13 protein-coding genes are annotated in these 14,587 nt (G+C 30.0%); 7 read left to right on the top strand and 6 right to left on the bottom strand.

The genetic code is table 11. The annotated features are described in order from the left end of the window. Positions 1-4: 4 nt before the first annotated feature. From CLAVI_RS04275 to CLAVI_RS04255, 5 genes are all read right to left on the bottom strand, one after another. Entirely contained in the window at positions 5-427 is a 423-nt protein-coding gene (locus CLAVI_RS04275; RefSeq protein WP_194844362.1) for a hypothetical protein, read from the bottom strand. Positions 428-611: 184 nt separating this feature from the next. Then, complete coding sequence (locus tag CLAVI_RS04270) at positions 612-1,001, bottom strand: hypothetical protein (protein WP_194844361.1); 390 nt, start codon at positions 999-1,001, stop codon at positions 612-614. A gap of 15 nt (positions 1,002-1,016) precedes the next feature. Then, on the bottom strand, positions 1,017-1,436 hold the full coding sequence (locus tag CLAVI_RS04265; RefSeq protein WP_194844360.1) for a hypothetical protein: 420 nt from the start codon (positions 1,434-1,436) through the stop codon (positions 1,017-1,019). Positions 1,437-1,532: 96 nt separating this feature from the next. Then, a complete protein-coding gene (locus tag CLAVI_RS04260; RefSeq protein ID WP_194844359.1) occupies positions 1,533-2,219 on the bottom strand; it encodes a hypothetical protein in 687 nt (228 codons plus the stop codon). Then, complete coding sequence (locus CLAVI_RS04255) at positions 2,216-2,608, bottom strand: hypothetical protein (protein WP_194844358.1); 393 nt, start codon at positions 2,606-2,608, stop codon at positions 2,216-2,218. Before CLAVI_RS04255 ends, CLAVI_RS04260 begins: the two co-directional genes overlap by 4 nt. 481 nt (positions 2,609-3,089) lie before the next feature. On the opposite strand from CLAVI_RS04255, the gene CLAVI_RS04250 reads away from it, so the two are divergent. Continuing rightward, positions 3,090-4,739, top strand: coding sequence for a diphosphate--fructose-6-phosphate 1-phosphotransferase (locus CLAVI_RS04250; protein WP_194844357.1), 1,650 nt, complete (start codon positions 3,090-3,092; stop codon positions 4,737-4,739). Further along, positions 4,736-6,325, top strand: a complete 1,590-nt coding sequence (locus CLAVI_RS04245) for a diphosphate--fructose-6-phosphate 1-phosphotransferase (protein WP_194844356.1) — start codon at positions 4,736-4,738, stop codon at positions 6,323-6,325. The genes CLAVI_RS04250 and CLAVI_RS04245 overlap by 4 nt, the downstream gene beginning before the upstream one ends. Before the next feature lie 22 nt (positions 6,326-6,347). On the opposite strand, the gene CLAVI_RS04240 is transcribed toward CLAVI_RS04245, so the two are convergent. After that, complete coding sequence (locus CLAVI_RS04240) at positions 6,348-9,239, bottom strand: hypothetical protein (RefSeq protein WP_194844355.1); 2,892 nt, start codon at positions 9,237-9,239, stop codon at positions 6,348-6,350. Positions 9,240-9,509: 270 nt separating this feature from the next. On the opposite strand from CLAVI_RS04240, the gene CLAVI_RS04235 reads away from it, so the two are divergent. The 5 genes from CLAVI_RS04235 to CLAVI_RS04215 form a co-directional block, all read left to right on the top strand. Further along, the gene (locus CLAVI_RS04235; RefSeq protein WP_194844354.1) at positions 9,510-9,758 is read left to right on the top strand and encodes a hypothetical protein; all 249 of its coding nucleotides are present in this window, start codon (positions 9,510-9,512) and stop codon (positions 9,756-9,758) included. Between the two features lie 5 nt (positions 9,759-9,763). Continuing rightward, positions 9,764-10,003, top strand: coding sequence for a hypothetical protein (locus tag CLAVI_RS04230; RefSeq protein ID WP_194844353.1), 240 nt, complete (start codon positions 9,764-9,766; stop codon positions 10,001-10,003). A gap of 515 nt (positions 10,004-10,518) precedes the next feature. Continuing rightward, positions 10,519-10,893, top strand: a complete 375-nt coding sequence (locus CLAVI_RS04225) for a hypothetical protein (protein ID WP_194844352.1) — start codon at positions 10,519-10,521, stop codon at positions 10,891-10,893. A gap of 349 nt (positions 10,894-11,242) precedes the next feature. Next, positions 11,243-13,183 (top strand): hypothetical protein, encoded by a 1,941-nt coding sequence (locus CLAVI_RS04220; protein WP_194844351.1) that lies wholly within the window; start codon positions 11,243-11,245, stop codon positions 13,181-13,183. Between the two features lie 80 nt (positions 13,184-13,263). Next, the coding region (locus tag CLAVI_RS04215) for a hypothetical protein (RefSeq protein ID WP_194844350.1) at positions 13,264-14,587 on the top strand (1,324 nt) is incomplete at its 3' end.

Below are 14,587 nucleotides of genomic sequence, written 5' to 3'. Positions count from 1 at the left end.
GAAATTATCTAAACTCTCTCTTTTTTTTAATTTTAAACTGATTTTTAAGCATAACTGTAGCAGCAACTCCAGGTATCATATAAGCTGTCCATTTAGCTAATTTTTGTGCAGCAGCCCTAAGTTCTTTAATCGATGCTAATCTATTTTTTTTATGCTTTTTTCTTACTAGAAATTTTTCTGTAAAAGACATTTCATCAAATTTTTTTTTTGATTGTCTGTGTCCTATTATTTCTAAATGCATAAAGCCTTTCATGCAAATTTTGCCTAAGTACCACAAAGATGCTACCAAAGAAAATATAGGTATAGTAACCAAACTAATTAGCGTAAATATACTTAAAAGAGCTGCCTGTGACATTTTATTTCCTATAGAAACAGGTGCAGGTGTTGGAGAAGCAGATGTAAAAGAATGTATAGAGGTATTACTCATAGAAATTAAGATCGAGTATTTATTTTTAATATTGCTTCTAATTCTACTATCATAAATGTAACAGTTTCAACTAATTTTTTGATAATTCTATAACTTGTAAGCAAGAATTTAGTTTATCTTATCTTTTATTAAAATTTTTTAATTTTTATAATAAAAATAGATTGGTGTTTTCAGAAAAAAAAAATTATTTTTTAAAATGTTTTTTTAGAATAACTACAGCAGCATATCCAGGAATGATACTGGCAGCCCATTTACCTAAATTTTTCGCAGCAACATTCAGCTCATCAAGAGAATGTTCTTTACTTATGTTATAATTATTTCTTAATGCATATATTTCTTCAGGTGAAGACTGTGATATCGCCTTCTTTGAAGGCCTATGAGATGCCATTTTGAGATGATGGAATCCTTTTACACAAGTTTTTCCTAGATACCACAAAGACGCTCCCAAAGCAAATATAGGCATAGCAATCATAGAAATAACCGCAGAAATCACTACACCAACTGATTCAGCTTTATTGCTTTTATCATTAAATTCTGGAGAAGACCTAAAAGGATTAATAGAATTATCACCCATAATGCTCATTATTTATTATTTTTTGGTTAATTTGTAGCTTAAATTTGTTTTTAATATTGCTATACTAGCAACCCCAGGGATCATGAATAGAATAGCTTTACCCAATTCTTTTGCAGATGATATTAGCTTTTCGCGAGATTGTATAACTTTTTCTTTATGCTTTTCTTGGGCTTGACGACTTTGATGAGGTTCCATTGCATCTAATTTGCTTTTTGATGGTGTTGTAGCTATTGCATGAAGATATTGAACTCCATTTGTACAAGTCCTGCCTAAATACCACATAGCCCATCCTGAAGCTCTTATAGGTCCTGTTACTAAAGTTAGCAAACTCGTTACTGTTATCAGTGTTCCCATCGCTACTTTTTTCGATATTGAAAGCGAATTTGAAGGAGTTTCTGGAATATCTCTATGACTTCTAATAGGGCCCATGCTCATAAAATAAACGCTCATTTTTTTAAAAAATATAATATTATTTTATAATAATTAAAATTAATTTAAATAACACTTTTTAATTAATAGATAAAAAAACAACTATTGTTTTGTTAAAGTTCTATCATTAATAGCTTTTAATAAAAGAGATATTGGAGCTACTCCAGGGATAACCCAAGCAAACCATTTACCCAATTGATGTATATTATAATTTACCTTTTTTGATTCAAAAAAACTTTTAGTTGCCTTTTCCTTAGATTTTTTGGAATTTTCTTTAGAATGATCTATCTTAAAATGTTTAGCTATACTTGCTCCTGTCTTTCCTAGGTACCAAGTTGAAGCAAGTAATCCCCAGGCTGGTCCTAATATAGCGCTTACAGTGACAGAAGCAGTTAATGCGGCTCCTCGTTTAGCAACAGTTATTAAACGATTTTCTTTTACAGAGACCATTGAATTACTATGTTTTAAAATTTGCTGTTTTAAATATGATAGAGATGCTATTCCAGGAATTAACCAAACTAACCATATAACCACTTGCTTAGCGCTTAATTTTATGGAGCGCAGAAAATCTTGATTTTCTGTTTTCAACAACTTAAATCCATTTAGACACATATTACCCAAAGTCCATAAAGAAGCTCCAAACGCCATAATAGGACCAGCAAAAAACAACGCTATCATTGCAAATGTTGTGGTTAAGCATTCTCCAAAGGTTTGAAAGAATATGTTTTTTTCAACTGGCTTAATTTCTGATGAGGAATTTTTATAAGGATCTAAATAACAATCACTCATGTAATTTCTTTGTTGTTAAATTTAATAATACGTTGATATGAATCTAATAAAAACCCAACAGCCGCTAAACCAGGTATTATCAATGGCATCCATCGACTCATTTCTTGAAAATTTTTTTTCATAATAGAAAAATTTTCAATGTTTCTTTCTACCAAGTACTTACACATGCTTATCCATGTTTTTCCTACACACCATAAACACATACCTACTGCTGCTATAGGACCTAATATAAGAGTTGATATAGTGCCCCCTATCAACCTAAGTGCTTGCATACCAAAATTCAATGATGCAAATGGTTTTTTCAGCATGCCTGAACGATAATTGTAGCTGTGTTTTGATTGTAGAGATGGGGTTTTAGATGCAGAAGGCCCTATATGACTATTACTCATATTAACTCATTTTTATATACAATTTCAATTATATTAAAATACTAATTAATATTAATAGGCATTTAAAATTTACTATTTGTTTTTATTTATTAATAAATAATTAATTTATTTATTAATTTGTGTATGTTAATAAATAGATTGAAGCAAGATAATGAACGAGATAATGCTTATTATTTAATAAGAAAAGACTATTTCTTAAACAAAATCAATTATCTTGTTAAAAGACATGAAAAAATTAAAACAAAAAAAATATAGATAAATATACGCTGATTTAAAATGCATAATTTACACTATCATTTCAAAAAAAGGCTCTTTATTAGACAATTAGTGCAATGATTATGAAGATTATTCATTGACAATGTGGTGTAATAAGCTGTAAAAAACACCATCTATTGCTCATCCAACAGTCATTATGAAATTGCTGTGCAATAGAACTATCAATTATTTTTCTGTATTTCCATAACTAAAAGGTTACATAGGAATGCCTGCTTTTCCGCAACTTTCTCCATTAGAAAGCTTCCTAACAACTTACAAACCTATATACCCAACAATTTTTGAAAAATTTTCTCGATTAGATATAAAATATATAGACAAAGTAGAGCACAGATCCCAACATAATGAACTATTAAAAAATGTTTTTCCATACACAATTTCACAAAAAGTAGCTCAATTTTATCAATCTAATCATGAAAAAACCTCTACAAAACCTCTGCGTATTGGTGTATTATTTTCAGGCGGCCCTGCCCCTGGAGGCCATAATGTGTTAGCTGGTCTTTTTGATGGAATGAAACAATATTCATCTGAGAGTCGTTTGTTTGGATTTTTAGAAGGTGGAATTGGTCTTATTAATCAGTCTTTTTTAGAAATTCAAAAAGAAATGTTAAATTATTACCGAAATCTTGGTGGTTTTGATTTTCTAGGATCAGCACGAAAGCAACTTGGTACCCCTGAAACTTGCGCTCTCATTTTAAAAAATGCTATGAAGATAAAATTAGATGGCTTAGTAATAGTTGGAGGAGAGGGCTCTAACACAGGAACAGCTATTTTAGCTGAATATTTTGCTGCCAATCATTCCCCTATTACAGTTGTTGGAATTCCTAAAACTATTGATGGCGATCTTAGACATGAATTACTAGAAGCTTCTTTTGGATTTGACTCAGCATCTTCATTTTATGCTACTGCTATTGGAAATATTGCTCATGATATTGTTTCCACTAAAAAAAATTATCATTTTGTAAAATTAATGGGCCGAGCAGCTTCTCATATTATTTTAGAATGCGCATTAAAGACCTCTCCTAATATTGCTCTCATAGGAGAGGAAGCTTTTCAGAAAAACCTTTCTTTGCAAGATCTTATTAAATCTATCACTCAAATGATTCTAAAAAGAGATAAGCAAGGAAAACACTATGGCTTAATTTTAATCCCTGAAGGAATTATAGAATTTATTCCTGAAGTAGATTGTTTAGTTAAAGAGATCATGAATTTATCAATGATTGGTAAAATTGGATTTAAAGAATACTTATCAGAAAATTCTCGTAAATTATTAGATCTGTTTCCTAAAAAAATAGAACATCAACTGTTGTACGATCGTGATAGCTATGGTCAGGTATGGTTATCAAAAATTGCAGTAGAAAAATTATTTATTCATTTAGTTCAACAAGAATTACAGCAACATTCTATGAAAGAGATATTTGAACCAGTATCTCATTTTTTAGGCTACGAAGGACGTTGTTGTACACCAACACCTTTTGATAATACTTATTGTTATGCCTTAGGTTTGACAGGCGTAGGCCTCATTATTCATCAATTAAATGGTTATTTAGGCTCTTTAACCCACTTACATGAATCTCCAGAAAAGTGGCAACCAACAGGGATTCCATTAACAGCTATGATTGATATGGTTAATGATAAAGATGGCGAACCAAAGCCATTTATTAGCAAATATTTAACAGATACGCAAGGAGCTCCTTTTAAACTCTTTAAAGACAAAGAAAGACTTTGTAAAGAACAAGATCTTTATAATTTTCCTGGCCCTTTGCAATTATTTAAGCAGGATGGATCTTATGAAAAGCCTACGCTATCAGAATCTTTAAAAGCTGAAAAATCAGCAAAGAGAAACTCAGCTTTATGACTTATGAATCTTATAATCATTCGTATGGTTCTTTTTTTTTTAATAACATAGGCAGTTTTTTTAACGCTTTACTTCGCCCTATTCATAAATTAAACCATGAATCAGAAAATCTTTCTCACAATCAACCTTTCTTCTCTATTGAAGACGAAAACAACATACTTTATGCAGATATAAACAAAAAATCTTCCCTTCCCCCTAAAGCCTTATCTGTTGGCATTTTACTCGCAGGTCGAGAAGCTCCTGGGGTTAATAATGTTATTATTGGCCTATTTCAAATGTTAAAATCTATTCATCCAGATAGTGTTTTAATATGCTTTTCAGGCGGATTTAATGGATTAATTGATGGATATTATGAAGAACTTCAAGATAAGGATATAAAAGATTATTATGCTGGGAAAAAAAGTGATTTAATTATTGCTGGTCGCAAAAAACAATGTTCTTTAAATGAATATGACCAAATAGAAAAAACCATTTTAAGATTAAAATTAAATGGTTTAGTAGTTCTAGGAGGGAAATATTCATTAATTCACATGGCATCATTAAATAAAATGTTTTTGGATAATAAGATTAAAATCACTGTTGTAGGAGTTCCTAAAACAATTGATGGAGATCTTAAAAATAATATTATGACCTTGCCCTTAGGCTTTGATACTGCTTGTAAAACATGTTCTGAAATTATTGGGAATATTGCTAGAGATGCTGTTTCTTCTGGAAAATACTGGCATTTTATTCGCTTAATGGGCCAAGATGCATCTCATATAGTATTAGAATGTGCCCTTCAAACCTATCCTGATGTTGTTGTAATAGCTGAAGAAGTTGCTTCTCAAAATCTTAACATTTACGATCTAGCAGGGTTAATTTCTGAAAAAATTATACATAAAGCTAAACAGGGAAAGCACTATGGTGTTATTCTAATTCCGGATGGACTAATCGAGCATTTAAGTGATTTAAAACCATTAATTACAGCGCTTAACAAATCTCCAGATGCATTATCTCCCCCACTGATGAGAGCTATTAAAGCATTGCCTGAAGAGATTCATATCCCCTTATTAACAAACAAAGATTCCTGTGGTAATGTTGATCTTTCGGCTATTCCTATAGAAGAGTGGCTTTCTTTAATCATTGAAGATATTTTATCTAAAAAACAAATTTCTTTAGATGATTATAAACCTTTTGTGCATTCACTTGGCTATCAAGCTAGAGCAGCAGCTCCCTCTGTCTTTGATGCGGAATATGGATCTGCTTTAGGTATTATGGCAGCTTTATTAATCCAAAATGAAAAAACAGGCTATCTTGCTAACGTTACACAACTACATAAACCTGTAGCTGATTGGATTTTACAAGGAATTTCCTTGAAAGATATTATTACATTGAAAAAAAATGAGGATAACACCTTTATTCCTACTATAGAAACCTTTTCTATTGATCTCAAAGGACCTGCATTTATTGCGATGAAAAATAACCTAGTAGCAAATAACTCCAATGAAACATTATATCGCTATCCTGGTCCTATTCAATTTTATGGACCTGAAACTATTTCTTCGGCAAAGCTAATCTCTTTACAAATAGAATATGATCGTTCTTAAAATATAATGAAAAATAGATCTTTTAAAAAATAGATAAGCTCCACTGTAGTCTAGCTAATCGAAAATTATGGATTAATGCAGCATCATTACATAAATTAAACATAGGCGCTTGTAAGGAAAAACATGATGAAGAAAAACTAAAATATCCTTCATTGCTAAAAGAAGATGCCCCCACTATGTAAGACTGATCTTCTTCTATCATATTTAAAGATACAGATCCTTTTATGCCTTCCATATCAGGAATTACAAATCCAAAAATTTGAAATTGGGTACATCCTGTAAGAATAAGATGTAAATCCATACCGAGATTACCAATAAGATATAGATCAGCTCCTTGATACTTCATAACCTCAGGAGCTATAAAACTCCGAAAAATAGCATTAATTGGATAAGGGTTCCATGATGAACATGCCTTACCTGACCAAGGATAATTATATTTTTCAGCGACTACAAGCTGCATTCTTGAAAGAAAAAATCTTATTTTAGATTGAGCTTCCATATAAGATAAATTAACAGCATCTGATGAATGTATCGGATTTTGTAACCCTGTAATAATACCCTTTCCTTCCATATCAATAGATCCTTTCATTATTCCTCCATTCAGAGAAAGAAAACCTCCATCTAAATGATTAGCAATCCCTAAGAATCTTTTTAATGTTTGTAAATTCACAACATCATTTTCTAGAGAAGGATTCGCAACTCCTGTAATTTTTGCATAATTACCCATATCTATATCTCCACTCATAGTCCCACCAGAAAGACTAAGAACTCCTAAAGAAACAGGTGTAATAGCATCTAATCGCTCATTCAATGTTTTAAGATTCACAGCATCTAAAAGAGATACTGGTTGAGATAAACCTGTAATAGATCCATTTCCATCCATATCAATAGACCCTTTCATTACTCCTCCTGTAATTGATAAAGCCCCTAATGATTGAACTGTAATAACCGCTAACCGTGCATCTAAAGTCCTTAAATTCACAGCATCGCTAAAATTTTTAGGATCTATTAATCCAGTAATCGTATTACTGAAGCCCATATCAATAGATCCTTCCATAATTCCACCTGTAAGGCGTAAATTATCATTAGAAAATGTAATCATTTCAGTGATTTTTCTATTAAGAGTATTAAGATTTACAGCATCTTGTGGTTGGATAGCATCTGGTAGTCCTGTAATCATATAAATTCCTGACATATTTATAGGACTTGTCATTATTTTTTCATTAATAGAAAATCTATCTAAAAAACGAGCTTCAACAGCTGCAATAATTTTATTGAGATAAGATAGATTGACTGCATCTGTAGCAGTATTAGGATCTTTTAAACCTGAAACAGTATAATTATTTTTCATATTAATAGAGCCACTCATAACTCCCCCAAAAGAAGATAAAGCGCCTATGGATTGAGCAGTAATGGAGTCCATCAAACGCCTTAAAGAACGCAAATTAACCGCATCCTCATCTTTTTGAGGATCAGCAAGATCTTGAATTCTCTGGCTATGCCCCATTGAAAGTGGCCCTGAAAGAAGACCTCCTGATAGAGATAAAACCCCTAATGACAAGGGATTTAAGTCTTTGATGTATTTAATGAGAGTTTCTAGATTAACAGCGTCTTGAGGCATGATAGGATTTGCCAATCCTTGTATAGTTGTAGAGCCATTAAATAACAATGAACCACTCATTACTCCCCCACTTAAAGGGAGAAAATACTCTTTTATAAAAGCAAGGTTAACACTGTCTAAAGGATTTTTTGGATAACATATTCCTGTAACTGTGTATTTACCATTAAAATCTAAATTTCCTTGTAATGAGCCTCCTGAACAATTAATAGCACCTACAGAATCTGCTGAAATCATAGCTATATGTTTTTTAAGAACCATGAAATTAACTGCATCACATTCTTCTGCTGGTTCTCTTAATCCCGAAATTCTCTCAGCGTTCATATCAATAGGCCCTGCCATTTTACCACCTTTAAGAGATAATGCAGCTAGCCCTTGAGATGAAATATTAGAGATGATTTTATTAAAATATTGAAGATTAACGGCATCTCTTCGTTCTACTGGGTCTGCAAGATCATAAAGAATATTACCTCCCATACCCAAGGACCCTTCTAGTACTCCTCCTTTAATAGAAAGGCCTCTTAATGAAGTTATTGTTACTCCTGCTATCATCATCTTAACTGTCTTGAGAGAAGCAGCATCTGTATCAATAATTGGATCTACCAGACCTTGAATTCTTCCTATGTTACCCATATCAATATGGCCTTTCATTAATCCTCCATTAACTGAAAGAAAACCTTTAGGTGAATTGATAAAATTTTGTAATAGAAGATTACAGGTTTTTAAATTAACTGCATCAGTAGGCATTACAGGATCTGACAATCCTGTGATTGTTTTATTACCACCCATATCTAAGTTTCCCTGGACTCTACTGCCTAAAATAGAGATGTAATTAGCTTGAGCAAAACCTAATGTTATGGCATCACTGGCAGATAATGGATTTTTTAGGCCTGTAATAGTACCTTTTTGACTCATATTAATAGAACCTTGCATGGTTCCCCCAGATAATGGCAAAACTCCTAAAGAAAAAGGTGTAATATTTGATAATGTTGATTGTAAAAATGCAAGATTTACTGCGTCAGTAAGATTATAAGGAGGTAATAAGCCTGTTATGATGCCTTTTTTTCCCATATCAATATTACCCAGCATAAGGCCTCCTGACAGAGATAAAAAAGCAGTCTTATAAAATTTTAAACTTTCTTCAGAAAAGCGATCTAATAAATTACGTAATAATCCAAAACTTACTGCATCATCATCAGTATTTGATGAAATGGCTTTTATTCTGACTTCTTTTTTGTTCTGCCATTTAAGAACAATACCATTCAAAAATAATTTTATTTTATGCTTTAATTTCATAAAATTTTCCTTAATTTACAATGAGATAGGTGTTTATTTTGATTACTTATATTAAATCAATAAAAATATAAACTTTATTTTTTCAAAATAAAGTAAATCAATGAATCATTGAAAATTATTAAGTACTAAAAAGATTCGAATACTGTTGTTTTAATAAAATGAATGTAAAAATTTTTAATTTTTAGCCCTTTCATAAAATATTTTTTTGATATATGAAGGCATATTTTTATTTTTTGAATATTAGAAATAATTATAAAACTAAGAGGTTACATGACCCGCGGTATTATTAATCGTTACTCAAGACAAGAGATCATTCCAAGAAAAAGAACACAGGTTAACCTTCAGATTCATTATCAAAAAACCTTAGTGATTATGACTTTTGTAATCAGCATTTTATTAATCGTTCCAAGCTCCTTACTTTTATCCCTCTTTCCTTTTACACTTTCTCATATTACCTACAGTGCTTTAATAACTATCTCAGGTATCATGATAGCGGTAGTGGGAATAAGCATTTATTAAAAAAAATGGCTAGCATAACTATGGGTCAAATCATTGATAATCAGAACACTTCATCTGACATAGAGTTATCTTTAGAACAACAATTAGAAATTAAAAAGGAGCAAAAATTTTTATTACAAGAAGAATTAAATAAGCTGAAAGAATCTGTACAACAACAAAAAAATCTTCCTTACAACTTTCTTGAATCCAAAAAAATAAAATTCCTAAATCAGGAACAATTATCTAAGTTACACAAGTATAGGTAAAGAAAATCATATCATTCAGAAAATTATCAAAGAAGCAAGTATCCCTCACAGTAGATCTAGAAATATCTCAGATTAATAACATGTATGCTCCAATACTACAAGAATGGAAAGACAAAGAATTAAAGCTAAGTCTGTTGGTGGAATAAGTAGTTTAGCAAATTTATTATCTAACAAATATCTTACATTTCATACATTTTTTTTTACTCACATTAGACAACCTTATGAATCATCTTGAATTTACTGAGAGCCTATATTTTTATTACTCACCTTTAACAAACAAATCTATTCAAGGCCTGAGCGTAAGATCATCCTTATAAAAAACATCATCATTTTTTCACATGTTTATGAAGTCCTATCTCCTCCTTTTTTCAAGGGTAACTTTCATTATTTTTTTTGGTTTTTTAATAGAATTGATGATAAATTTTTTTTTGACTTTTAGTTTCTTTATCTGGTCTAGATCAATAATTAGATAGCTATTTTCACATTATTAAAAAATTATAAAATTAGGAGTTTATATGACTTGCAGTATCATTAATGATGGTTTTCAACCACCCATATCTCAACTAAAAGATAGACCTAGTGATACCCCCTCGCAATATAAAAAAAGGGTTGCCATTACTTCTGTTATCATAGGTATGTTGTTAATAGTAACAGGTATTCTTTTATTATTATTGTTACCATTAAATATCCTATCAATAACCTATAGTTCAATGGCTATAGCAGTAGGAGTGGCTATCAGCGCCTTAAGTATAGCTTTGTTATGTAAATGGATGCATGATCAAAAACAGCATAAATTAGATAAGATCCTAAATAATTCACTACATCTAGCAATATTTCCACGTAGACAATCACAATATTCTCTTGAAAATATAAAATTTCGTATGACCTAAACCATGGATTTTAAAAAACTTAGAGAGTCTTATATATAAAGATGATATCTAGACAAATTTAAAAAAAAGGATTTATCATCCCTTTTAACCATGGATATTATGCTAAGAAAAATGCTTTTATTTTTTTTCTAATCACTTTTTATGTAATTTTCTCCATATGCAGCAAATAATAAGTGCATTGAGTTTTTTTATATTAAAAAAATAAATCTTGACAAGAGCTTATGGTCATTGTTCTTTTTGTTTTTTAATAGAATCAGTGTTAAATTTTTTTTTCTTTAGCTTCTTAACCAATTTTAATTAGTCTTTCCTAATTTACCAGAAGCAAATTTATTATAATCCTGGAGTATGTGTGAATTGCGATATCATAAGAAGTTGTGTTCAAACCAAAAAGACCCAAACACATGAAGAATTAAGTAAATCTCAAAAACAAACACAAAGAACACTGGCAGTTACAACCATCGTTATTGGTCTTTTACTAATAATTACAGGAGCCCTTTTATTATCATTATTTCCACCTGTTTTAACACATACAATTCTTAGCGCAGTAACAATAACTTCAGGCATAGGCGTGATAGCTTTAGGAATATCTATGTTATGCCGATGTTTTTTACCAAAAATTATGGATGATCTATCTTCTCATCAGCAAGAAGCTATGTTATACACAACAAAACAAGAAGGTATTGATTTTGAAAAAACAATACAATCTTTAACCTGTGAGTTCAATGCTGCGAATGCTCTAGAAGTTCAACTGAAAAATGAATTAAAAGATCTTCATATGAATACATCGCATAAGCAAGATGCATTAGAAGAAGATATAAAAAATAATGAAAAAATGATTGTAGAGTTAAAAGAAAAGCTAAGTCTCGCTGAAAAGACAATCATGCAACTGAATGAAGAAAATATTTTATTTAAAAAATTACTTCAAGAAAGTGAATTAGAATTAATAACAAGCTCTCTAGAAGCTGAAGTGTTTCTTAATAAACAAATAATGATTTTAGAAAAAAAAATAGAAGATCAGGATCAAGAAATAGTAAATTTAACAAATCAATTATATGATGCTGAAAAAACTTTAAAAGAATACATGTCTTCATTAGAGAATTTACAAATAACAGCACAAACAAAAATTCAAGAATTAGAAAATACTATTTTTTTGGCAGAAAAAGAACAAGAGACGCTTGCTACAAAGCTATCTGAACAACAACAACTACATCTCAATTTAAAAAAAGAAGAAGACCTTTTATCAGGTCAACTCAGTAAAGCGCTTGATCGACTCACATTAACAGAACAACTAAACACTTTAGTTAAAAGAAGAAAACATAATTTCCAAATACAAAAAAAAATAGATGATCTTACAAAGCAATTTTCTAATTTTTACCCAGAAGTGCATATGGAAAATATGCAAAAAAAAGAAGCTATAACGTCAAAGCTCCAAAAATTGAAACAAAATTTTAATGATGATGATTTTAAACAAATTACTTTAAGCATTGAACTTAATAAAATTTTAGAAGACAAAACAAAATTACACATAGAGGCAAAAGATAATTATGTCTCCATGACTCTGGAAGCATTACCTGTATTAAAAAAATTAGAAAATCAAATTGAATGCCTAAAATTACAATCTTATAATCAAGAAATTGAAAAAGCAATGACTACAATGATATTTTTAGAGGAACTTTTAGATACTAATAGTACTATGATAAACGAAAGTCTTATGGAAGTTGTACTAAATACTTTTATACAAGATGAAGAACAGCTTAATCAAGAACTACTAATTTCTACTGATTCACTTTCTCAATGCCATAAACTATTAACAATAGGTAAAAAAGGTTCATCTGGTACTATTATATTAACAGAAGAACAAATAGAAAATATTTTTGCAGCAAAAAAATCTATGGATGGTCTTCTTGATACAGAAAATTTTATTCAAAAAAAATATTTATCATTAAAACAATTAACCACTTTAATACAGACTCTTATAGAAAAAAAAGAAGCTACAATAAGAGCTGAGGCTGCTTATAAGATGGCGTCTAAAGAATTAAATGATGTATTAATTCAGTTAACTTCTGATCAAAAATTAACTTATACATTAGAACTCGAGTTGATGAGTCTACTAAAAGATATAACTACGTTACAAACCCAATATTTAGTTGCAGAAGAGCAACTTCTAGAACTAAACAATAGTTTAGTTCCAGAACCTAAAGAATGGGTTAAATTAGAACAGCGTTTAGAAAAATTAGAGCAAGAAGTAAAGAAACAGCGACCCTTGGATGATGATCTTGTCACCTTTTAAAACAATGAACTGATTTATATAAATAATATAAATTGATTCTTTTTTTTTAATTCAAAAATACTTAATTTTAAATAAATCTCATGACTTTTTTTATTAATTGTTGTCACATAAATAATAATGAACGACAACCACCATCATTGTTTTTATCTCAATTTTTTTTAGAGAAATGTATGGCAATTACAATATTTGTTATGAGCATTTTGATAATTATCACTGGCCTTCTTCTTTTATTATCACTTCCTTTTACAGCAGTTCATGTAGCCCTGAGTTCTTTAACAATTACGCTAGGGGTTATTATGCTGGTTTCTAGCATTTATATGTTATTAATGCGTTTATTCTCATTAATCAAGACAGTCGCCCATTTAACTTATGGGGGGCACTCAAAAAAAGATTATGTTTCCCCCACAGAGCAACTAGCATTGATAACATCTAAGATTAAAAATGCTAAAGAATTAGGGCTGAGATGGAAAAATCAATTACAAACAATATCTATTCACACATCTAAAGCAGAAGAAGATCTACATCAAAACTTAGCTCTTATTATTACAGAGAGAGATACCTTAAGCATACAAATAGAGCAGTCTAATGAAATAATAAATACTTTACAAATAAAACTTATTCAACTTAATGATTTATTAAATCAAAATAAAAATCAGATAAAAAAGCTCTCTGAGCTGGATAAAAGCAATCCTTCAGCAAAAACGCAAGAAATGCAGATAGCATTAGCGCTTAAAAACAACACAATTATAACATTAACAAAATCTTTAAAAGAAATTAATGATAAAAATCATTCACTACACTTGCAATTATCAGAAGAAAAAGAACTTAATGAAAAAAAAGCCAAAGATTTAGAAGATAATTTATCTAAAATTCAAAAAAAAACACTTTTAATAACAAATTCGTTAAAGAAAAAAATACTTTCGAGAAAAAAAATTGATACATTGTCAAAGCAAGTAAACGATGTTCACAAAAAAATTCAACTTCTTGAAGAACTACCAACTTTATCAAAGAGAAAAAAATATAATTTTTGTATTCAAGAACAAATTAAATCAAATAAGACAAAAAAGAAAAAAATCCAAAAAGAAAAGACAATGCAAAACTTAAGTTTAGTGCAATTAAACAAATATTTAAAAATTTTACACAAAAATGTAGAAGAAAAAAATATTGTAGCTGTACGGTTAGATACAACTGCTGAAACTTTTACTAAAGAATATTATGAAGGAAAAGAAGAGGCTATCTTTAAATATGATCAAATTATAAAAAAAACAACAACCTCTCTGCGTATCATCGAAAATACTCTTATAGAAATGAAAAATAATACCCTAAAAACTGCTCCTCAATTTACTTTAGAAAAATTTTTATCTGAAATTACTTTATTAAAAAAGATAACCACTCAAAATTTTT

This window comes from Candidatus Clavichlamydia salmonicola (assembly GCF_015356765.1).
Taxonomy (GTDB): domain Bacteria; phylum Chlamydiota; class Chlamydiia; order Chlamydiales; family Chlamydiaceae; genus Clavichlamydia; species Clavichlamydia salmonicola.
Note: the sequence above shows the minus strand (reverse complement) of the source record. Positions and strands in the feature narration are given on the sequence as shown.

What these genes read in the sequence shown, in the direction of transcription:
- CLAVI_RS04275 (WP_194844362.1), bottom strand. Translation starts at nt 427, where the DNA reads ATGAGTAATACCTCTATACATTCTTTTACATCTGCTTCTCCAACACCT.
- CLAVI_RS04270 (WP_194844361.1), bottom strand. Translation starts at nt 1,001, where the DNA reads ATGGGTGATAATTCTATTAATCCTTTTAGGTCTTCTCCAGAATTTAAT.
- CLAVI_RS04265 (WP_194844360.1), bottom strand. Translation starts at nt 1,436, where the DNA reads ATGAGCATGGGCCCTATTAGAAGTCATAGAGATATTCCAGAAACTCCT.
- CLAVI_RS04260 (WP_194844359.1), bottom strand. Translation starts at nt 2,219, where the DNA reads ATGAGTGATTGTTATTTAGATCCTTATAAAAATTCCTCATCAGAAATT.
- CLAVI_RS04255 (WP_194844358.1), bottom strand. Translation starts at nt 2,608, where the DNA reads ATGAGTAATAGTCATATAGGGCCTTCTGCATCTAAAACCCCATCTCTA.
- CLAVI_RS04250 (WP_194844357.1), top strand. Translation starts at nt 3,090, where the DNA reads ATGCCTGCTTTTCCGCAACTTTCTCCATTAGAAAGCTTCCTAACAACT.
- CLAVI_RS04245 (WP_194844356.1), top strand. Translation starts at nt 4,736, where the DNA reads ATGACTTATGAATCTTATAATCATTCGTATGGTTCTTTTTTTTTTAAT.
- CLAVI_RS04240 (WP_194844355.1), bottom strand. Translation starts at nt 9,239, where the DNA reads ATGAAATTAAAGCATAAAATAAAATTATTTTTGAATGGTATTGTTCTT.
- CLAVI_RS04235 (WP_194844354.1), top strand. Translation starts at nt 9,510, where the DNA reads ATGACCCGCGGTATTATTAATCGTTACTCAAGACAAGAGATCATTCCA.
- CLAVI_RS04230 (WP_194844353.1), top strand. Translation starts at nt 9,764, where the DNA reads ATGGCTAGCATAACTATGGGTCAAATCATTGATAATCAGAACACTTCA.
- CLAVI_RS04225 (WP_194844352.1), top strand. Translation starts at nt 10,519, where the DNA reads ATGACTTGCAGTATCATTAATGATGGTTTTCAACCACCCATATCTCAA.